Origin of the sequence: Chitinophaga pinensis DSM 2588, from assembly GCF_000024005.1 — a bacterium.
Taxonomy (GTDB): Bacteria; Bacteroidota; Bacteroidia; order Chitinophagales; family Chitinophagaceae; genus Chitinophaga; species Chitinophaga pinensis.
In genome coordinates, this window is sequence record NC_013132.1 from 717,266 (window position 1) to 739,112 (window position 21,847).

The following is a 21,847-nucleotide window of genomic DNA, read 5'->3' on the forward strand; positions in this document are numbered from 1 at the left end:
TTTCAACCTCATAGCCAGACAATTACTAAACACGCGGCGGAATGGCCAGACTGTTTCCACCAAAAAGGAAAAAGTATCTTCGCTGCTATTACATATGCCAATCAATCATCCAAAGTCACCCTCATTCAATGGAACAACAGGAATCAAAACAATACTGGGAAATCTTTGAAATTAAAGTCCGGCCGCTCACGGAAAGGCAGCAACGGACTATTGCCTATAACTTTTGTTTACTTATCGAAAAGGACCTGGACGACCTGGGTAAAGGCGCGCTTAAACTTGTACAGCAACTTACAGCTGGTGATATATCATCAGAAGAATGTACCGCTTACCGGGAGCAATTACAACATCGACTCCCTGATGAGGGGACAAGTCCATACAGCCCTTTGATCTGGGCTTTAACACCCCATACTGCGTCTTATCCCGCCTGGTATTCGGCGGCTATTGTGGGATTAAATGTAATTGATCTCGGGAGGAGTACGTTTCCGGAATTGACTGATTTGACAAAGGAAATTTTGAATAGTTTTTAATGGACAGGGACGGAGATTCCCTGTGTCCTCTTAACAAACTGAGTGCTGTACCTCCGACTAATCTAAAGTCAGACAATTCAGGTAAACTCATTAACCGACTTAAAACATTGAATAATTCTTCGCTCGTTGTGTTCCGTAGAGCATTTGTAATCACTATTGTGAAGATGGAAAGTCTGCGTGAAATAACTTGCGCCCGAGGCAAAAGTCTCTCTGCGTTCGTGAGAATAAACCGGACTTTGTCGCTGCCATAACAACGAATAACTTCTCTAATATCATTCGAGGTTCCTCGTTCCATAGCTCTTACAAGAGTAAACTCAGGATACCGATCGAAATCTAATTGCTTTAAATCCACGTCCCAGAAAGCCCTACGGGACAATGTCGGTTTCGCTATGTTAAAGTTCGTTGCACTATTCCAATATAAATAATTTAGTGTCATTTTTGGGTTAATGGTCACCAAATAAAAACAAAAAAGGCAATCATTGCTGATTGCCTTTTCTTTTCCGCTCCCCCTGCTGGACTTGAACCAGCGACCCTCTGATTAACAGTCAGATGCTCTAACCAACTGAGCTAAGGAGGAGTGTTTTTCCCGTTTCGGGATTGCAAAGATAGATTTTTTCTTATTCCCGCCAAATATTTTTCAACTTTTTCTTCAAAAAGAATTTACCAATATCAGAAAACGCTTTTCCAGCGAGGATTCCCGCGTATAAAAATTTACAAATTGCAAGTCTAATCTGGTCACCGGGAACTGTGCAAATGATTTTATCTCCTTCACGGCATATCCTTTTGCGATTAAAGAATCCCTGTGTTCCGCCGTTGTAAAAACAAGTGATGGCCCCGCAGGGATCGTATCATATCGCAGGAGAGGAGCATCAAGGTAATATTCCATCGCATATGAGTTCAGCCCATAAAAACCTACCGCCCCACCTTTCAGCTCACTGTTTGCATAGAACGCGGCGGTGCTTCCACTTTGATATCGGAGCACATCCGGATAGAACAGTCCATTGAGAAAAATATTTAAAAGAAATGCCGCTATGCAGGTACGGAAGAATACACGTGGCATTCCTTTCAACGGAAACCATATAAAAACGGCCGTTCCTATCACAATAAGCCCGACGGCCCAAAAATGGATTTCAGGTCTGTAAAGCGCCCATATTGCGATAATAGCGACACCCATGATCCCCATCAGGATGTACTGCGTAATCCGGAACACTTTTTCCTTCACATCATCTACAATATACTTCGCCGTTAAGATGGCAAAGAAAGGGAAGATGATATTCAGATAGTGTGGTAACTGGAACTTCGACAAAGAGAATAGCAGGAAGGTCGACAAAGCAGCGCTGATACAATAATATTCAGGAGCTGATTTTCCTTTTCTGATAAAGTTGACGACGGCAACATACAGGAAAATAGACCAGGGCAGGAATGCCCATAACAGGGTATGCAGGAAAAAAGAGGGATCGCCATGCCCTTTAATGGGTCCGTTATTCATAAAACGCCCAAACTGGCTGTCCCAGAAAAAGAAACGGATACCCGATACGCCAGTCTGTCCAAAAACTACTTTCTCCGGATGCGCATCAAACTGTTGATAGAGCGCGTATAATTCCGGTGTGATGAAAATACCGATCAACAGGGCTACCACTAGCCAGCGCCAGTGAAACAGCTCCTTCCATTGCCTGGTAAAAGTATACTGACCGATAAAAGCAAACCCTATGGGAACCAATGCAAAAGGCCCCTTTGTCATCACTGCGCAGGCAGCAAATAAAGCGCCCGGCAGCAGCTGCCGTTTATACAGGTGATAAACACTGGCAATGATCAGTCCTGTCAGGTAAGGCTCTGCTCGTACATCCGTACTGGATATGACCAGGTGTTCCGCAGAGAGGAAGATACAGACTGCCCAGAGGGCTACTTTTTCACTGTATACCAACAGGTCTTTGGCAAACTTATAAGTATAGATCACGCCCAGCATCAACAATAAAAACGCTGGTAGTTTATAGGCAAAACTTGTAAATCCGAAAAGCAGATAGGAGAGGGCAGCCATCCAGAAAGGAAAATGTGGCTTATCCAGCCAGTCATGTCCATCAGCGACCAGGTTCAGGTAGTCATGATGCTGCACCATATGTTTGGCTATCCCGGCATAAAGGGCGCCATCGGGTTCCATAATAGTAACGGGAAGACCGGTCATATGCATGAATATCAGCAGACCGATCATCATCCGGCAGACTTGTTTCTCTGAGATAGAATAGACTGTCATGCGCAAAAATTACAGCACTGCTGGCATTTCCGCAAAACAGCCGGGGCTTTTAATAGAAAATTAACAGGCTTACCAGCCGAAAAGGCTTGATTTCTCTAATCCGATATAAAGGCCATCTGCCCGTTGCTCAAGGGGATAGGTCTTGAGGTAAAACCCTTCTCCACTGCTATTATAACCGTTTTTAACATTAAAACGGTAACGGTGCAGGGGACAAACAACATTACCGGCATCATCCATAAAACCATCCGCCATAATGCCGCTTGCGTGAGGACATTTATAGGCGAAGGCAAAGATCTGCTCTTCATATCTGGTATAGCAGATCTTTTTACCCTGGACCTCCAGGACGCCAATCTCACCTTCTCTTGCGTACAGGTCTGATAAACGATGCCAGTTGTATTGCTTTGCCATGCTAAGAATTAATAGAAATATTCGCTCTTGTAAGGATAACGTACCCGATACAGTTCCACTACCTTACTGAGGATAGTCGCCCGCAGTTCTTCGACATTTTTGCGCTCCGTTGCAGAAATAAACACACAGTTACCCTGGGTTCTGGTCTGCCAGTTTTCCTTCAGCTGATTCAGAATATCCTGTTTGATATCCTCCGTCAGCCATTTGTCGAACGTCTGCTCTTCATACAGGTCCATCTTATTGAAGACCATGATGATAGGCTTATCGAAGGCCTTCAGTTCGTGCAATGTGCGGTTTACCACCTCTACCTGGTCTTCATACTGTGGATGGGAAACATCCACTACATGCAGCAGAATATCGCTTTCTCTTACCTCATCCAGGGTCGATTTGAAGCTCTCTACCAGGTGGTGAGGGAGTTTACGGATAAACCCTACGGTATCGCTCAGCAGGAATGCGGTCTGGTCAAATACCACCTTACGGGTAGTCGTATCCAGCGTCGCAAACAGCTTGTTTTCGGCAAATACCTCGCTTTTACTCATCAGGTTCATGATGGTACTCTTACCCACGTTGGTATATCCTACCAGGGCTACACGGATGTATTCACCACGGTCCTTACGCTGGGTAAGTGACTGCTTATCAATTTCCGCCAGCCTTTTCCTGAGCAGGGCTACCTTTTCCTTAATGATACGACGGTCTGTTTCAATCTCCGTTTCACCCGGACCACGGCTACCGATACCACCTCCCTGTCTTTCCAGGTGACTCCACATACCTTTCAGACGTGGCAGGATATACTGGTACTGGGCCAGCTCTACCTGCACTTTCGCCTGAGCCGTACGGGCACGGCGGGCAAAGATGTCCAGAATGAGGTCACTACGGTCTATCACCTTCACATTCAGCACTTTCTCTATGTTCGCTATCTGAGAACCGGTCAGTTCATCGTCAAAAATGACCAGATTGATATTTCTTCCTGCAATGAAATCCCTGATCTCTTCCAGCTTACCCTTTCCAACGAAGGTCGCTCTGTCGGGACGGGCCAGTTTTTGGGTGAACTTTTTTACAGTTATAGCACCAGCCGTCTCAGCGAGGAAAACCAGCTCATCCAGATACTCCTGTACCTGACGGTCTGACTGCTCCTTGTGGATTACGCCCACAATAACGGCCCGTTCTTCCTGTTGTACAACTTGTTTCTTTTCAATCAAAGTATATAAAAATTTACTGCAAAGGTATGGAATTAGTCCATAGCACTATTTTCCCTACTTTTAGCGTCCAAACAGAATCTGAACATGCATAAATCACTTTTGTTAACATCACTTTTTATATCAACTATGGCAGTGGCCCAGCAGAAAATGACGCCCGAGCTGCTCTGGCAATTGGGCAGAGTAAGCGGAGAGGCGATTACGGCAGACGGAAAGACAGTTATCTATGGCGTATCACAATACAATATCGCTGAAAATAAGAGCGATAAAGACCTATTCGCCATACCATTAGCAGGAGGGACCGCTATACAGATCACGAAAGAACCAGGTGCAGAAGGAGAGGTGAGCGCGATCAGCGGCCAGAAAATCGCCTACGTCTTCAAAGGACAACGCTGGGAAATGAATGCTGACGGCTCCGGCGCCACACAGATCACTACTGTGGAAGGCGGTCTGCAGAACATGCGTATCTCCCCGGACGGTAAACATATCCTGTTTTCCAAAGAAGTGAAATTGAAAAAGATCAGCGGCAGCGACCATTACCCTGACCTGCCAAAATCCAATGTACAGATCTATGACAACCTGAACTACCGCCATTGGGACACCTGGGAAGACGGTAACTTCCAGCATATCTTCTTTGCCACCTATGAAAATGGCCAGGTTGGAACACCTGTAGATATCATGGAAGGCGAACTGTATGATAGCCCGCAGATGCCTTTCGGCGGAGCTGAAGACGTCATCTGGAGCCCGGACGGTAAAAGCATCCTCTACGTTACCAAGAAGAAATTCGGTAAAGAGTATGCGACCAGCACCAATACCAATGTCTACGAATACAATCTCGAATCCCATGCAACCAAAAACCTGTCCGAAGGACTCGCTGGCTACAATGTAGCCCCTGCATTCAGTCCGGACGGTAAATACCTGGCATGGCTCGGTATGGCAAAAGACGGTTTTGAAGCGGATAAAAACGATATCATTGTACTGAACCGTACCACCGGCGCCCGTACCAATCTTACAAAAGACTGGGATGGAACCGTAGCCTCTATCTCCTGGAGCAAAGACAATAAACAACTCTTCTTCCTCGCTGTAGTAAAAGGCACCGAGCAACTGCACGAAATCACCCTGCAGAAAGACGTAGCTGCTACCAATGCCAAACATATCCGCCAGGTAACAGACGGCGAATTTGATATCAGCGGCATCATCGGACAGTCTGGCAATACCCTTGTTGTAAGCCGCACTGATATGAACCATGCTGCCGAACTCTTCACCGTACAGCTACCAAAAGGTATACTGCAGCCACTGACCACCGTAAATAAAGAAGTGTACGACAAAACGGGTATGTGTAAAGTGGAAAAACGCTGGATCAAAACCACAGATAATAAAGAAATGCTGGCCTGGGTGATCTTCCCACCTGATTTCGATCCTGCAAAGAAATACCCCACCCTATTATATTGCCAGGGTGGTCCGCAGTCAGCATTGTCCCAGTTCTATTCCTACCGCTGGAACTTCCAGCTGATGGCTTCCCAGGGATATATCGTCGTAGCGCCTAACCGCCGCGGTATGCCGGGTCATGGCGTAGAATGGAACGCCGCTATCAGTAAAGACTGGGGTGGACAACCGATCCGTGATTACCTGAGCGCCATTGACGCCGTAAGTCAGGAACCTTATGTTGATAAAAACCGTCTTGGTGCGGTAGGCGCGAGCTACGGCGGTTACTCTGTTTACATGCTGGCAGGCGTTCACAACAATCGCTTCAAATCATTCATTGCGCATGACGGTCTGTTTGACCTGAAAAGCTGGTACGGTACTACCGAAGAACTCTGGTTTGCCAATTGGGATATCGGAGCTTACTGGGATCCGGCTAACGCGAAAATCTACAAAGAATTCAATCCAAGCGAATATGCCAACAAATGGAATACTCCTATCATGGTCATCCAGGGTGGTACCGACTTCCGTGTAGGCATCGAGCAGGGTTTACAGGCTTTCCAGCTGGCACAGCTGAAAGGTATCAAGAGCAAACTGCTCTATTTCCCTGAAGAAAATCACTGGGTACTGAGAGCGCAGAATGCGCTGGTATGGCAACGTGAGTTCTTCCAGTGGCTAAAAGAAACACTTTAATCAAGCAACCGCATTCAGCACCGCAATTGGTGCTGAATGCGGTCCTTCAATTCATATAAAAATTCCCCAACGTTATGTTCACCTCTCTCTTGCTCGACATCCAGGATAGTGTTGCTACGATCACCCTCAACCGCCCGGATGTTTACAACGCATTTAATGATCCACTGAGCTATGAATTACAGGATGCCCTCAAACAGGCAGAGAAAGATGCTGCCGTCAGGGTAGTGGTATTGACTGGTGCAGGTAAAGCATTCTGTAGCGGCCAGGACCTCAAAGCCGCTATGAATGGCGAAAAACGTAATCTCAGTGAATCCCTGCATAAACGCTATAATCCTATCATCAGGGCCATCCGGAATATGCCGAAGCCTGTCATCTGCCAGTTAAACGGTGTGGCCGCAGGCGCTGGCTGCTCCCTGGCGCTGGCCTGTGATATGATCATCGCCAGCGAAACGGCATCCATGGTGGAGATCTTCATCAACATTGCGCTGGTGCTGGATTCAGGTTCCTCTTACTTCCTGCCACGTACCGTAGGCTATCACAAGGCATTTGAACTGGCTACCAAAGCCAGTAAAATGACGGCCCTGGAAGCCCAGCAACTGGGTTTTATCAATAAAGTGGTCCCTGCCGGAGAACTGGAAGCCACTGTAAAAGCGGAGGCAGCATTCTATGCCAACGCACCTACGAAAGCAATCGCCCTTTTGAAGAAAATGCTCACAAAGGGGATGACAGAAAACCTGGATGCAGTGCTCGATTATGAGGCTTATTGCCAGGAAATAGCAGGTAATACCGCTGATAATACAGAAGGGATACAGGCATTTCTGGAGAAACGTAAACCTGTTTTTAAAGGCGTCTGAGAAAATAATACCTTATAAAATCAAAAGGGGCTGTCCGGCATATTGCGGACAGCCCCTTTTCAATATTATCAGCTCAGCTTATAAACCGCTCAGCATAAATCCGAAAGAATATGGGTTTACATCGTAAGTACCATTGTCCTTAAATAAGGTGGTGATGGCATAAGTACCATACACCGCGAAGTTACCATAACCCACTCTTGCAGTACCTGTAAAGCGCCATGTATTGAACTGACGTTTGCTGGCTTCCTTCTCAATCAGCTTAGATCCTGCGATATTCTCAACAGAACGGGTATGCGCATTGAGCAGGTTACCGATCTTCAGACCTAATCCCACTTTGAAACCATGGTTAGCATTCTCAGGCACCTGACGATACCGCAGTTCCAATGGAATTTCCAGGTAAGTAGTCGCCAGTTTAAACTTGCTGTATGCATCGGTTCCCTGGAAATCAGGAGTAGCGGATGTATTTCTCAGATCCAGACTCTGGTCTTTCAACATATAGTGATCAGACCCTATTCCCAAACCTGCGGCAAGACTGAAATTAGTTTTCTGCATCGGGAAATCATACATGAAAGCAATATTGAGCTGGCGGTTAAATCCAGTGTTAATATTGCTGGCTCCTGTTCCTGACAATCCAACGTAACCTAACTGAATCACTAAGAAATCCTTGGAATGTGATGCTGCTCCCATGGCCTTATTAGCAACTGCATTCTTGGCATCCTGTGCAAAAACACCGAGAGAAGCCGCCATCAATCCGATCGAAAAGAATAATTTCTTCATGTTTAAGTATAAAGTCTTGAAAAAGAATATTAGGCAAATTTAATGGAATAGGAATAAAACCAAGGGTTAAAATATTTATAAAATATCTGTCGCCGCCTCCTTGCAGGCGCTAATCCTTCCAGATTCCAGATTAAATACATATCTTTTGGCATAATATATTATATCCTATGAGAGAATATAGTGGCCACTTCAATACCAATTCTGGTGGCTGTTCAACCTGTTTCGATCCCAATTTTGAACCTGGTTATCCTGTACGCCTCTGCAAAAGTTGCCGTAAGCGGATGTCCCGCTATCCTGTCAAAAAAGAAGTCAGATGGGCGGCCATAGGGGTAGGCGTTATATTAATCATCGCCCTGTTTCGCCTGCCTGCTTACTTCACTGCCGGCATTGGTTACATGAAAGGCATCAAGGCGGCAGAACAACGCAAATACCTTACTGCAGAAAAAGCATTTGCGGATATACTTCAACGCTTTCCCGATCACAAAGCTACGGCCGTACACATGGCCACTGCCGCCTACTATAATGACGACGTCACGAAAATAGATAGCCTGCTGGCTTTACTAGACCTGGCAGAAATTTCTTTATATGGCGATGCCCTGAGCGAAGAATTACTTATGCTCACAGATAACGCCAGGTATTATAATATCCAGGATAAAGCATTTGACATCCATCTTGATGGTCTGGCTGATGATACCGCCGCTTATCGTAATGCACTGGAGACCTACCTTCAGGAACATCCATACGATTACGCAGCCGCCATTATGTTGTCCAATCACTATTATGAGCTACATGACTATGCAGCAGTGGAGACGATCTGTGCAAAGATTAACAGCAAAACGCCCTCCTTCAGGCCAGCATGGTTCCAGCGACTCAGCGCACTGAAACAACAAGGAAAGTATAAGGAAGCCTATCAGCTTACAGCGCAACTGCTCACACAAAACACAGAATCCATTGATGCACTCTCGTCCCTGGCTACCTTCCAGCTGAAACTAAAAATGGACGCAGCTGCGCTGAAGACTATCCAGCGGGCCCATACACTCGCGCCTGATAACAAGACATTACTGCCAATGCTTTGTATCGCCTATCACTTCAACCAACGGCAAGCGGATGCTGACAAAGTCTTTGCCCTGCTGAAGAATGATCCGGTGCAGGATAGCAGCGAACTGACGGCCCTTCATAATATTATTACAGATAAAGCTCCTTTCAGAGAATAAACCATTACTCCAATGCTCGTACAAGGTAATTATATAGCGCTTGTTACTGCTCCCGGTGTAGTAGTACACGAATTTGCACACCAGTTTTTCTGTCGCTTGTTTGGCGTTGCCATCTTCGATGTAAAATATTTTCAGATGGGTGATCCGGTAGGTTATGTGCAACACGAACCGGTGCGCAATCCCGTACACCAGTTGTTTATCGGTACCGGCCCCTTCTTCATCAATACCATCCTGGCCTTACTGATCGCATTCCCTGCCGCTATCCCCGTATTCCTGTTTAACGATGGCTCCGTATTTGACTTTCTGCTCTTATACCTGGGCATGTCTATCGGCATGCATGCCTTTCCAAGTACCGGCGATGCAAAAGTCCTGTGGGATACGTTATGGCTGGGAAAAAATGTATCGTTGTGGTTAAGGATCGTAACGCTTCCTATTGTAGGGCTGATTTACCTGGGCGCCCTGGGTTCTATGGTCTGGCTCAACCTGGCCTATGGAATGGGTATTGCATTCGGACTTCCCATACTTATTGTCAGATACTTTGCATAAAGCAGCAAGGCGCCCGCTGATAGCGGGCGCCTTGCTGCTTTAATAATATGCTGTACTAACTGAAGAGATACAATACATCCTCTTTCGTCAGTTTCTTCACAAATCCGGAATCATCTGCAATGATCTCTTTAACCAGTGATTTCTTACGCTCCTGTAATTGCAGGATCTTTTCCTCTACTGTATCTTTACAGATCATCCTGTAGGCGAAGATGTTTTTCGTCTGACCAATACGGTGGGTACGGTCAATCGCCTGTTGCTCTACTGCCGGGTTCCACCATGGATCAACGATATATACATAGTCCGCCGCCGTCAGGTTCAGACCCACCCCCCCCGCTTTCAGCGAGATCAGGAATACCCTGCAGTCATCATTGGTCTGGAAATTCTGAATCGCGCGTTCACGCTCAGTAGCGGAAGTACTACCATCAAAATACTCAAACGGCACCTTCATATGTTGCAGTTTCTCACGGATCAGCCCCAACATACCGAGGAACTGGGAGAAGATCAACACCTTATGGTTACTGATATTCTCACTCATCTCACGGGTCAGCTCATGCAGCTTCACAGAATGGTTCGGATACTGTTCCGCCTCATTCAGGATGGCCGGAGAGTCACAGATCTGGCGCAGTTTCATCAGACCCTGGAGGATCGTCAGCTGCGAACGTTCCATACCCTGATCTTCAATAACACCCAGGATCTTGGAGCGGTAAGAGTTACGATATGCGTCATAGATATGCCGCTGTTCCGCATCCATTTCACAGAAGATCACAGTTTCGATCTTCTCAGGCAGTTCTTTTGCCACCTGCTCTTTCGTACGGCGCAGGATAAACGGATAGATCAGCTTACGCAAATGGTCCTTACGTTCTTCATCCTGGAATTTGTCTATCGGCGTAGCAAATTCATTACGGAAGAAGTCCACACTACCCAGCATACCCGGGTTCAGGAAGTTCATCTGCGCGTAGATATCAAATGTATTATTCTGCATCGGCGTACCACTCAATGCCAGTTTGTTCCTGGTATTCAGCAATTGCGCCGCTTTGGTTACTTTACTCTGCGGGTTTTTGATCGCCTGCGATTCATCCAGTACCACATAATCCAGATCCAGTTTCATCAGCGTCTGTACATCACTACGTAGTGTACCATATGTAGTGATCAGGATATCAAACTTCATCAGTTCTTCCGCTGTTTTCAGACGGGTAGGACCGTGATGAATATGATACGTCATACTCGGCGTAAACTTGCGGATCTCATTTTCCCAGTTATAGATCAGCGTCGTAGGACATACTACCAGCGCCAGACATTTATCATCGTGCTTATTCTTATAATGCTGGATGAATGTCAGCGCCTGAATTGTCTTACCAAGACCCATATCATCGGCCAGGATACCTCCCCACTTCACTTCATCAAGGTAGTTCAGCCACTGGAAACCACTTTCCTGGTAAGGACGGAGAGTAGCATGGAGGTTATGCGGCAACGATATATTGCGGATCTCGTCAAACTGAAGCAGCTTACGACGCTTCTGTTCCAGTTCCATCAATACCGCCTCATCGTCAATAAACTCATACAGTTCATCGATCACGCTGAAATTATACTTGCTCAGCTTCAGCGCACCTTTGTCTTTTTCTTCCCCGATCTTGAATAACAGGGAGTATTTCTTCAGCCACTCTTCCGGCAGCAGCCCAAGTGAACCGTCAGCCAGTTGCACATAGTTCTGTTTACCTGCCAGCGCCTGCTTGATTTCCCTGATACTTACTTTCTGATCGCCATAAGTCACTTCGATCTGCGCATCAAACCAGTCAATACCGGAACTGATCTGCAGATTGGTAACTGGTTTATGAGCGCTGAACTTAAAGTTTTTCAGGTTCTCAAAACCGAATACACGCACATTCATTTCCTTCAGGGTATCGAAGAAAAGGAAGAACCAGTTGTTCTTCAACGCTTCTTTTGCCTTCAGGTAGAAATAGTTATTGGTATTGGGCTGTGAGAAGTTGGTATGCAGTCCGCTCAGCTTTTCTACGAATTGCTGTTCGGCTTCCTTGTTTCTGTGGATGATCAGGACCTTATTACCCTCCTGTACCGTGATCTTACCGTCATCATTCCATTCAACTTCCTGTCCATGGTAAGCAAATCCTGGTTGGATAATAAATGTCTCGCCTACCTCACGCAGGAACACCCTGCATTCCGGTAATATATCATCTACTTCCGCCAGCAGCGAATTATCAAACTGTATCTGATACTGTTTGCTCAGCGGTAAGAGATAATCCTGTAAATAAGTGCTCCACTGATCGGCAGGGATACGGATTTTACCGCTTTCGCGGAATAATTCGATATGCAGTGCATCCTGTGGATTTTCGAAAAGGTATAACACCTTGTTCTTCAGGAAGAGGATAGAGCTATCCCATTCATTTTCAGACACATTTACCAGTTCACCTTCGATCTCCAGATGACAGGTCACCTCGATGGCATCATTCAGGGTATGTGTTTTAAACACAGGCTGTAATCTGTCACCGGCCAGGTGTATCTGCTGAAGATTTTTGGTCTTGAATTGTTGTCTGTTAGGCAGGAGAAATAACAAACCGTGCGCTGCCATCTGCGGAAACAGCTTCGCCAGTTTCGGATGCAGGTATTCCAGCATCAGTTCCTTGGTTTCTGTTGGCAGGTCAGATTCGTTATGGTCATGTGTGATATTCTCCCAGATACCCGCAAAAGGGGAGTTCTTACTAAGGAATTTACTAACCTCCATACCCTGTACCTTACGCACAGGCGTGATCAGGTCACGGTCAGATTCTTTATATAAATAGAAGTCAACATACTTGGTCAGATCCAGTTTATTGACTAATGATACAAATTCACGTTGTTCATCATTTACTTCACCACTTACCAGGTCGATCCGGAAGAACGGATATAGTGGTTCGTTAGCATTGAAAACTACCCCGATACGCTGGGTAATAGTATTCGTTTCTTCCGTTGGAGGGGGAGGAGCCGCAGCAGCTGCCTGTTTGCTGATCGCCACACCATCCACTCTTTTGATGGCGGGATCCAGTACACGCAGGTAGGGTTTCCCCTCCATGTAGGTGAAAGTAAATTTTCCTTCCAGGTTATCATCCAGTGAGTACCCGTACAAGGCAAGCAGTTTATTCTTTTCCTTGTCCCAGTTACGCAGGGTATCGAAATAATATGGACCGTGATTATTTAAAAGATTGAGAAACAGGGCTGTCTTGTGTTTACAGATGGCATGCTCTGTTTCATCACAGTTACAGGCGGTATCGAAAAAGCGTTCTTCATTCCGCTGTATGATCATCGGATATTCCTGCCCTTCATATTTGAGTGTGGCTTCCACCTTTTCATCCTTGGCGGATGCGATCTTAAACGCTTTAGCCGGTTTGGCCATTTTCTCTGCTTCCGCAAATATTTCGTTGGAAGTCAGCAGTTTAAGCGATTTCAGATCAATAAACTTCATCTTTACCAGCGTATGTTGCTGGTTATATTGCGTATCGTAGCTTTCGAAGTGATTTTTGTCCAGCATTTCCTGCAACTGGAACATGGCTGCGGCTTCATGCCTGCAGATGTCTCCCAGGTTGTAAGGACATTGACAACGGACGGACATATTGCTCGTCTCGTGATATTTGCTGATTGAAACGCGATAATAATTCGCATGGGTATCGCTCTTTACCCGGAACGTGGCTGATTTCAAAACCGGATCAGCTTCTAACAATTCCACACCACCAGTCGCAAAGATGCGCTTCCCCCTACGGATCACCTCATCGGTTCCGTTATTATAAACGTATTTAAGCAACTGGGGCAGCGACATAGTTTCTCAAATTGCCCGGTTTATTTATCAGCCTGGGTTAAACGCTAAAATATTTAGCAGCTGATGAAAAGGCAATTCACAAAAGTACGCAGAAAAATCCTAAAAAGCTACAGCTTGAGTAGTGTCTACACTACATCGCATCACTTCCAGAAACAAACACTTTAAGAAAAGAAATTATCTTGCGGCTATTCCGCAGCTACAAGCTCTCCATTCCGGTAAATAGGCAGCACATTGGCGCCATCCGGGGTCAGACAGTACCGGATATCCTTCTCCAGACCAAATTTTGCGAGACGTTTGTAGTGGGATGCCTGCTTCATTACTTCGTGGATATTGTCTTTTGAAGTAATGTAAAGTGCCTCTGCTGCGACAGCAGAATCACAATCCACCGTAAAATGATCCTTGATACGGTTTACCACCGCTCCGGCGAATAAAGTATCCTCCATATTAACGCGGTCTTTCCAGGCAGCGCAACCAAGAATGACTGGTTTGCCCTGGGCAACAAGGTAATCACAAACAGCAGAAATGTTTGGAAAGGATCCAGTGATGATAGCTATGGCATCTTTTGCCATATGCAACAGCTTGGTACCATTTGTAGTGGTCAGTACCAGCGTTTTATCCTGTATAAACTCTCTGGGGTATTCAAAAGGGGAGTTTCCGTGCAGCAGACCTTCCGCAATCTTTCCGTCTCTTTCTCCGGCAGTAATGGCATTCTCTCCCAGCTGTGCGCCAATGCTGACACATTCCGGTACAGTGGCTACCGGTATTACACGGCTCGCGCCATTATACAATACCGTACAAATTGTAGACGTAGCTCTCAATACGTCAATAATCACCACAATACTGTTCTTCACATCGTACAAATGCAATAAAGCCGGTGATAAACACACTTCCAGTCCTGGTTTCTGCTCTCCCATTTCATTCAATTATGAATTAGGAATTAAGGATTAAGAATTGACGCCGATTGAAACCCATTCTTAATTCTTAATTCCTAATTGTTAATTTAATCTAATATTACTCTCCACTTTTCACTCTCCGCATAATCTTTTATTACGCTGTTCCGTATTCTTAATAGTTCGGTCATATACTTATGCACATAAAACCTTTCTAACAATCTTCCGAACCAGCCATATGGCAAACCAAATTCCATGATGTCAATTGCTACTGTACCATTCCCTATCTCCTTAAAGTGATGCTCATGTTTCATATAGGTAAAATCACCAGCCACCATTTCATCGCAGAAATACTCTTTTTTACGCATTTCTGTGATACGGGTGGTTAGCTGACGCAGCTTACCCAGGTGTTTAGCCTGCCAGGTTACCGTTTCATCCTTCTCTATGAGTCCGTTTGAACGGCCTTTGATTGCTGCTTCCTGCATATGCGACATACTGCGCTTATGCACAGTTATACTCCGGCTCAGGTCAAAGACCCGCTCCAGAGGAGCATAAATTACGGTTGTGACATGAATTGTCGGCATAGAATAGATATGGTTTTTTGCAATTTAGCCAACTTAACTCAAAAATGGCACCTTCACAACTTTGGCTTTCAGTAATTTATCCCTTACGGCAATAAAAATTTCCGAATCCTGGGCCGCAAACTCGGTATTTACGTATCCCAGACCAATCGCTTTCTGCATAGAAGGAGACTGTGTACCAGAGGTAACTTTACCGATCACCTGACCTGATGCATCCTTGATTTCGTAATCGTGACGCGGAATACCCTTGTCAACCATTTCAAAACCAACCAGTTTGCGGGTCACGCCAGCTGCTTTCTGCTGTTCGAATTTCTCACGGGAAGTAAATTCCTTGGTGAATTTGGTGATCCAACCCAGACCAGCTTCCATTGGGGAAGTGGTATCGTCGATATCGTTACCATACAGACAGAAACCCATTTCCAGACGCAGGGTGTCGCGTGCTGCCAGACCGATCGGCTTCAGGCCCTTTGGACCACCTACCTCAAAAATAGCATCCCAGATCTTATCAGCTGCACCATCCTTATCTTCAAAATAGATCTCAATACCACCTGCACCAGTATAACCAGTTGCACTGATCACCACATTAGGCACACCTGCAAATTCGCCTTTGGCGAAAGTATAATATTTCAGATTCACCAGCTCCACAGTTGTCAGCGGTTGTAAAATGCTTGCGGCATTAGGACCTTGTATAGCCAGCAGACAGGTTTTATCAGAAATGTTGTGCATTTCCACACCCTTCGTGTTGAACTTGCTTATCCAGTTCCAGTCCTTTTCTATATTGCTCGCATTCACGACCAGCATATATACATTGTTCTCTTCAATACAATATACCAGCAAATCATCCACAATACCCCCCTCTTCATTAGGCAGACAGCTGTATTGCGCCTTACCTACCGTCAGTTTGGAAGCGTCATTGGTGGTTACCCGCTGGATAAGGTCCAGCGCATGCTCTCCCTTCAGGATGAACTCACCCATATGGCTTACATCAAACACCCCTGCATTATTCCTGACTGTCAGGTGTTCTTCGTTAATACCAGTGTAGGAAATAGGCATGTTATACCCCGCAAAAGGAGCCATTTTAGCGCCCAGCGCTGTGTGCTTGTGTGTAAATGGTGTGTTCTTCATAAATAAACTAATGATCGGTTCTGTTTTGGGTATGCTTTTAGGTTCAAGTTTTGTTTAAGCCCCGCAAAAATAGGTTGATTTTCCAAATTCGGCGGGCAAATAGTGTTTTTGGTGCAATAATTGCCTCCCCGTAACCAGTGCATTGCCGGTAAATCAAAGCGTTCGTTGCTAACCAGCTACTTAGATACGTATCTTTGCAAATGGAACCAGGTCTGCCGGCACTATCCGTGGACTTTAAAAAATCAACAACTGTGAAGCACACCACATGCCTGTTGGCACTGTTATTACCCTTTACTACGCAGCTTAACGCCCAGAAAAAGGCCGATCGTAAAACATTAGGCAACCTACAAACACATATCACCTATCTCGCCAGCGATAAACTGGAAGGCCGCCGTACCGGCACTCCCGGGGAACAACTCGCTGCTGAATATATCGCAAGTCAGATGAAACTGGCCGGTCTGTCGCCCGCTGGTGACAGCGGTTATCTCCAGACATTCCTGGTAAGTGAAGGCAAACTGATTGCCACCACGTCCCATCTGACCGTCAACAGATCCACACTCACACCTGGCGAACAATTCATTCCATTGCCCTTCAGTGCACAAAAGAGCGCGAAAGGCGATGTACTTCCCGATGTTAATGAACCGGATAATATCTGGCTCTTCAACGTAAAAGATTTTGAAATGTCTCCTCATGCCGATCCGCTTGAAATCTACAGACAGAACGCAAGAGAAGCAGCAAAAGCGGGCGCTACAGGGGTGATATTTTATAACGGAACGGAAACACCCAAAGAAGTACAAAAGTGGTTATCCATCCCTGTTGAGCCGTTGAAAATTCCCGTTATGTGGGTAAACAGCGAAATCAGCAAAGTGCTGGATGATGCAGAAGATCTCAGAATCGATATGCAGGTGGATTTTGCCTCCGGCAGACGTACAGGTACCAACGTTGTCGGTCATATAGACAACAAGGCAGCCAGCACCATCGTCATTGGCGCACACTTCGATCACCTGGGACATGGTGAAGATCATAACTCCCTGGCACCCAATGACCAGACCATTCACCATGGAGCCGATGACAATGCCAGCGGTACCGCCGCCCTCCTGGAACTGGCCAGACAACTGAAAGCATCAAAACTCGAAAAGTATAACTACCTGTTTGTCGCCTTCTCCGGCGAAGAACTGGGACTCTTTGGATCTAAATATTTTACAGAACACAGTACCATACCGCCATCTTCCTTTAACTACATGATCAATATGGATATGATAGGAAGACTGGACCCAGCCAAAGGACTGGAAGTAGCAGGGATCGGTACCTCGCCGGTATGGCCGGCACTGCTGCAACAAACTATTCCCGCCAGCATCCGTACTACCTACGACTCTTCCGGGACCGGCCCGTCTGATCATACTTCTTTCTACCTTAAAAATGTCCCTGTGCTGTTCTTCTTTACCGGTACGCACAGCGACTACCATAAACCTTCAGATGAAGCGGCCAAGATCAATTACGACGGAGAGCTCACCGTACTGAAAGTTGTATACGAGCTGGTAGAAAAAACGAACAGTATGGAAAAACTGGCGTTTACCAAAACCCGCGATAAACAAACTTCCACCAGTGCGCGTTTTACTGTTACGTTGGGTATCATGCCGGATTATACCTGGCAGAAACCAGGTGTAAAAGTAGATGGCGTGTCAGATAACAAACCCGCCAGCAAAGCAGGCATACTTGCAAATGATGTGATCATCGAACTGGGCCCTCATGCGATTGTTAACCTGGAAGATTATATGCAGGCATTGTCTGGCTTTAAAAAAGGCGACAAAACCACTGTAAAAGTCAGGAGGGAAGACAGCGAAAAAGTATTTGATATCCAATTCTGACCGTTTTATAATATCTTGCAGCCCTTAATATCATTGTATGAAGCCTGTTTTGTTCATATTGGGTCTGGCAGTATTTAGCTTTTCGTGTAATCAGACACGTACGCGTGAAGAGAACAATGATGAAACCAAACTCGATGTGATTACAGAAAAATGCTACGTTGTGCGCGAGGTAAAGCCTGTCGCCGGCAATCCGGAAACAGACTCGATCCTGGTGCGTAAACAACAGCTGATATCCTACCTGGAACGTCATGGTTTTGTGCGTCACGTAGCTGATAAAGACGTTCTGCAATTCCGCAGGAATAACAGGCAGCAGGTGAGTATCGATATGCCGGAGCCAACAACCCCGGCAGCAGCAAATGTGATCATCATTTTCGACCCGATGAAAAATCCCCTGTTCCTTAATTTAAAAAGAGACACAACACAGGTGGAACACTATATCAATATGTAGGTTTTTATGCCGGGCTACTATCACCGGCGATAATTTTTAGAACTGGATTTGGAACCTAAGCAAAACATAAGACTCTGTGTGGACGCGGTGGTCTTCGGCTACACGGCCAAAGAAAGTATTTCCGTACTGCTCATCAAACGCACCATTCCACCATTTATGCACCGCTGGGCACTGCCCGGAGGCTTCGTCATTGACGGGGAAACACTGGAAGAAGCAGTGACCCGTGAATTACTGACGGAAGCGGGTGTGCACATCAACTACCTTGAACAACTCTATACATTTGGTCAGCCGGAAAGAGACCCTCGTGGCAGAATCGTTTCTGTCGCCTACTTCGGTCTTGTAAATCCGACCAACTTCAAACTGGCCGCCAGCTCTGATGCAGAAGATGCGAACTGGTTCGATATTAAAAAACTGCCCGATCTTGCTTTTGACCACGCTATCGTAGTCGATGCCGCCATACAAAGGCTACGCGCCAAGATCAGGTACGAACCTATCGGCTTCGAACTCCTGGATAATAAATTTCCCATCTCTGACCTGGAAAAACTGTACGAAACAGTACTTGACAGGCCCATTGACCGCCGGAATTTCCAGAAAAAGATCAATCACCTGGGCATCCTGAAAGGTCATAATGAGAAGCAGAAACACCCTTCTGCCGGTAGACCCGCAAAGCTCTATAGCTTCAATGAAGAGCGTTATTTCCAACTGAAAAAAGAAGGTATCACATTCGAAATCTGAGGAAAGATCTATTCCGCCCTCAGACTCTTTACCGGATTGGCCGTAGCGGCCCTTACCGCTTTGTATCCTACTGTCAGCCAAGCAATCACCAGCGACATTACAATCGCCAACAGGAAGATTTCCCAGCCCATATCTGTGTGATAATGGAATCCTGACAGCCAGCGATGCATAAAATAGTATGCCGCCGGTGTAGCAATCAGAAATGCAACTCCTATCAGGATGGTAAACTCCCGGGAAAACAGGTATAGAATACTTTGAATAGAAGCTCCCAGTACTTTCCGGATACCCACCTCCTTCGTTTTCTGCACCGCCATGAACGATACCAGCCCATAAAGCCCCAGACTAGATATGAAAATAGCCAGTATCGCGAATATCTGGAACAGCTTGGCTATCAGCGCTTCATTGCTATAAAAGCTCCTGATACTATCATCGACGAATGTCAGATCATACATATAGGTCGGGTAGATCTCCTTGAATCGTTTTTCTACCGCCTTCAGAGTTGTATTCACATCATCCTTACGAAGACGCAATGCCAGGGTACCATAACCGTTAAAATCCGGCGCAATCACCACAGGCGAAATACCATCCCGTAGGGAATTGTCATTAAAATCTTTCACGACACCCACGATAGGATAGGCTTGCCCTCCGGTAAACCTGATCGTTTTACCCAATGCATCTTCAGATGATCCCAGACCCAGTTTTTTAACCAGTGTTTCATTGATCAACAACTCCCTGATCGTATCACTCGGGAACGGTAGCCGGCCCACAGCCAGACTCATTCTGAACAGGTTATAATAAGCAGAGTCGCCATACAGCCGCTTGGCAGAATAAGGCTGTTTCTCGGTGTCATTGTTAAAATAGAAGTCACTTAACTGTATTGCATTGGAGGCAGGCGCCGTCCAGCACAAACTGGTTGCTTCTACACCTTTCAGCTTATTCATCTCTGCTACCAGGTAAGGATATCTCACTTTCAATGAGCTATCACTGGGGAGATCCACCATTACCACCGCCTCCTTCTCAAATCCCAAGGATTTATTCCGGAAGAAAGACATCTGTTTAATAACGACCAGCGTACCGATCACCAGCAACTGCGCAATGACGAACTGGAACACGACCAGTCCGCGACGCAGGGATATACCGCCTACTGTCCGGTTACTGATCCTGCTCTTAATCGCTAACAGCGGATTAAACCCAGACAATACCAGGGCAGGGTAGAAGCCTGCCAGTAAAGTCACCACCAGACCAATGATCAACAGGAACAGGAGTATAACCGGGGAATGCAATACGTTCATAGACAACTGCTTGCCCATAAGATCACTCAGATACGGCGTCGCTATCAAGGCGATCAGACTACCTAATACAACTGCCAATGCTGTGATCAGTGCTGTCTCTTGCAGGAATTGCCTGATCAGCTGTGGGCGATCGCTACCCAGCACCTTTCTTACACCAATCTCTTTTGCACGATTAATGGATTGCGCAGTCGCCAGATTGATAAAATTCACACAAGCGACCATTAGCAGAAAGGCGCCGATCAGCATCATACCCCACAATTCCTGCGGACTCAGATTATCTTTCTTCAGTGTATCAAAACGCTTGTCCACGTGTACCTCACGCATCGGTTGAAAACGCAGGTCTATACGTGTCAGCGCATGTTCCTGTTCTTCACGGTAATTCCTTTTCACAAAAGCCGGACTCTGTGCCTGTAGCTTAGCAAGCTCCTGGCTGGGGGATAGTAATACAAACAGCTGTGTACCACCTCCCAGGCTCCGCCAGCTGTCCCAATCTTTTCCTATCAAGTTTTTGAATGTCGGGTAAGAAGCGCCAATACATACCGGCACGTCCGTGTTTTCCGGCAGGTCTTTAAAGACGCCGGTAACACGCAAAGGCACCCGGTACGACCACATCTGAACGGTTTTACCTATGGCACTTTCGGGCGTACCAAAAAACCTCCGGGCGATAGACTCATTGATCACAGCGGTATTCGGTTCTTCCAGCCCTTTTGTATTACCAACTATCCAGCTGAAATCAAAAATGTCATACAGGGATTGTTCAGCGAAAAAGACGCCTCTGTCTACCTTGTATTTCTTTTCTTCCTGTCCCTGCACGGGTATATAAAACTGTGCGGAACCAACACCCTGCATCGCAGCAACCTTCTCCAATCCCGGAAAGTCCCGGCGTAGAGCATCCGCCAGCGGACGAGGAGCCATACTATGCGAGCCCGTCACCTCTCCGGTAGTAGGGTTATGGTCTATCGTCACCATTCTGGCAATACGATCGTACCGGCTCTGATAAGTATCATAGCTCTTTTCATAGTGAATAACCAGGAATATGAGTAAGCTGGCTGCAATACCAACAGCCAATCCCAGTATATTAATGAGGGAGAATGACTTATTCTTCCAAATGGCGCGGAAGGAGAGTTTGAAGTTGCTGTTCATCATAATCAGGGGAATTACCACTAACTGTGCAAAAAACAGGTCAAAAACAAAATTGGTTCATTATCAACA

General features: G+C 46.1%; 18 protein-coding genes and 1 tRNA gene. 8 read left to right on the plus strand and 11 right to left on the minus strand.

What is annotated here, in order from left to right; all coding sequences use genetic code 11:
- The first annotated feature begins 128 nt into the window (after positions 1-128).
- Positions 129-527, plus strand: a complete 399-nt coding sequence (locus tag CPIN_RS02890) for a hypothetical protein (RefSeq protein ID WP_148230496.1) — start codon at positions 129-131, stop codon at positions 525-527.
- On the opposite strand, the gene CPIN_RS39765 is transcribed toward CPIN_RS02890, so the two are convergent.
- The 5 genes from CPIN_RS39765 to hflX form a co-directional block, all read right to left on the minus strand.
- Positions 439-963, minus strand: coding sequence for a DUF6922 domain-containing protein (locus CPIN_RS39765; protein ID WP_012788261.1), 525 nt, complete (start codon positions 961-963; stop codon positions 439-441). The genes CPIN_RS02890 and CPIN_RS39765 overlap by 89 nt on opposite strands.
- Positions 964-1,030: 67 nt before the next feature.
- Positions 1,031-1,104, minus strand: a tRNA-Asn gene (locus CPIN_RS02895).
- A gap of 72 nt (positions 1,105-1,176) precedes the next feature.
- The gene (locus CPIN_RS02900) at positions 1,177-2,778 is read right to left on the minus strand and encodes an ArnT family glycosyltransferase (RefSeq protein ID WP_148230497.1); all 1,602 of its coding nucleotides are present in this window, start codon (positions 2,776-2,778) and stop codon (positions 1,177-1,179) included.
- Positions 2,779-2,847: 69 nt separating this feature from the next.
- The gene (locus tag CPIN_RS02905; RefSeq protein ID WP_012788263.1) at positions 2,848-3,186 is read right to left on the minus strand and encodes a Rieske (2Fe-2S) protein; all 339 of its coding nucleotides are present in this window, start codon (positions 3,184-3,186) and stop codon (positions 2,848-2,850) included.
- A gap of 8 nt (positions 3,187-3,194) precedes the next feature.
- Positions 3,195-4,385, minus strand: a complete 1,191-nt coding sequence (gene hflX / locus CPIN_RS02910; protein WP_012788264.1) for a GTPase HflX — start codon at positions 4,383-4,385, stop codon at positions 3,195-3,197.
- A gap of 84 nt (positions 4,386-4,469) precedes the next feature.
- On the opposite strand from hflX, the gene CPIN_RS02915 reads away from it, so the two are divergent.
- Together CPIN_RS02915 and CPIN_RS02920 are read left to right on the plus strand one after the other, a co-directional pair.
- The gene (locus tag CPIN_RS02915) at positions 4,470-6,497 is read left to right on the plus strand and encodes a S9 family peptidase (protein WP_012788265.1); all 2,028 of its coding nucleotides are present in this window, start codon (positions 4,470-4,472) and stop codon (positions 6,495-6,497) included.
- A 74-nt stretch (positions 6,498-6,571) separates the two neighbouring features.
- Positions 6,572-7,351: an enoyl-CoA hydratase-related protein gene (locus tag CPIN_RS02920; protein WP_012788266.1), complete on the plus strand. Its 780-nt coding sequence runs from the start codon at positions 6,572-6,574 to the stop codon at positions 7,349-7,351.
- A 78-nt stretch (positions 7,352-7,429) separates the two neighbouring features.
- Here the strand turns inward: CPIN_RS02920 and CPIN_RS02925 are convergent, their stop codons facing one another.
- On the minus strand, positions 7,430-8,128 hold the full coding sequence (locus CPIN_RS02925) for an outer membrane beta-barrel protein (RefSeq protein WP_012788267.1): 699 nt from the start codon (positions 8,126-8,128) through the stop codon (positions 7,430-7,432).
- A 167-nt stretch (positions 8,129-8,295) separates the two neighbouring features.
- Here CPIN_RS02925 and CPIN_RS02930 point away from each other — a divergent pair, with 167 nt between their 5' ends.
- The gene (locus tag CPIN_RS02930) at positions 8,296-9,342 is read left to right on the plus strand and encodes a tetratricopeptide repeat protein (protein WP_012788268.1); all 1,047 of its coding nucleotides are present in this window, start codon (positions 8,296-8,298) and stop codon (positions 9,340-9,342) included.
- Positions 9,343-9,354: 12 nt separating this feature from the next.
- A complete protein-coding gene (locus CPIN_RS02935) occupies positions 9,355-9,888 on the plus strand; it encodes a metalloprotease family protein (RefSeq protein ID WP_012788269.1) in 534 nt (177 codons plus the stop codon).
- 55 nt (positions 9,889-9,943) lie between these two features.
- On the opposite strand, the gene CPIN_RS02940 is transcribed toward CPIN_RS02935, so the two are convergent.
- The 4 genes from CPIN_RS02940 to gcvT all read right to left on the minus strand — a co-directional run bounded on the left by CPIN_RS02940 (position 9,944) and on the right by gcvT (position 16,292).
- Complete coding sequence (locus CPIN_RS02940; protein ID WP_012788270.1) at positions 9,944-13,696, minus strand: DEAD/DEAH box helicase; 3,753 nt, start codon at positions 13,694-13,696, stop codon at positions 9,944-9,946.
- 185 nt (positions 13,697-13,881) lie between these two features.
- Positions 13,882-14,610 (minus strand): 2-phosphosulfolactate phosphatase, encoded by a 729-nt coding sequence (locus tag CPIN_RS02945; RefSeq protein ID WP_012788271.1) that lies wholly within the window; start codon positions 14,608-14,610, stop codon positions 13,882-13,884.
- Positions 14,611-14,696: 86 nt separating this feature from the next.
- Positions 14,697-15,170, minus strand: coding sequence for an SRPBCC family protein (locus CPIN_RS02950; protein WP_012788272.1), 474 nt, complete (start codon positions 15,168-15,170; stop codon positions 14,697-14,699).
- Between the two features lie 33 nt (positions 15,171-15,203).
- Positions 15,204-16,292: a glycine cleavage system aminomethyltransferase GcvT gene (gene gcvT / locus CPIN_RS02955; protein ID WP_012788273.1), complete on the minus strand. Its 1,089-nt coding sequence runs from the start codon at positions 16,290-16,292 to the stop codon at positions 15,204-15,206.
- A 251-nt stretch (positions 16,293-16,543) separates the two neighbouring features.
- Here gcvT and CPIN_RS36260 point away from each other — a divergent pair, with 251 nt between their 5' ends.
- The 3 genes from CPIN_RS36260 (at position 16,544) to CPIN_RS02970 (ending at position 19,343) form a co-directional block, all read left to right on the plus strand.
- Positions 16,544-18,160, plus strand: coding sequence for a M20/M25/M40 family metallo-hydrolase (locus tag CPIN_RS36260; RefSeq protein WP_148230498.1), 1,617 nt, complete (start codon positions 16,544-16,546; stop codon positions 18,158-18,160).
- Positions 18,161-18,197: 37 nt separating this feature from the next.
- The gene (locus CPIN_RS02965; protein WP_012788275.1) at positions 18,198-18,608 is read left to right on the plus strand and encodes a hypothetical protein; all 411 of its coding nucleotides are present in this window, start codon (positions 18,198-18,200) and stop codon (positions 18,606-18,608) included.
- Between the two features lie 78 nt (positions 18,609-18,686).
- Positions 18,687-19,343: an NUDIX hydrolase gene (locus CPIN_RS02970; protein WP_245552078.1), complete on the plus strand. Its 657-nt coding sequence runs from the start codon at positions 18,687-18,689 to the stop codon at positions 19,341-19,343.
- A gap of 8 nt (positions 19,344-19,351) precedes the next feature.
- On the opposite strand, the gene CPIN_RS02975 is transcribed toward CPIN_RS02970, so the two are convergent.
- Entirely contained in the window at positions 19,352-21,781 is a 2,430-nt protein-coding gene (locus CPIN_RS02975) for an FtsX-like permease family protein (protein WP_012788277.1), read from the minus strand.
- Between the last annotated feature and the right edge of the window lie 66 nt (positions 21,782-21,847).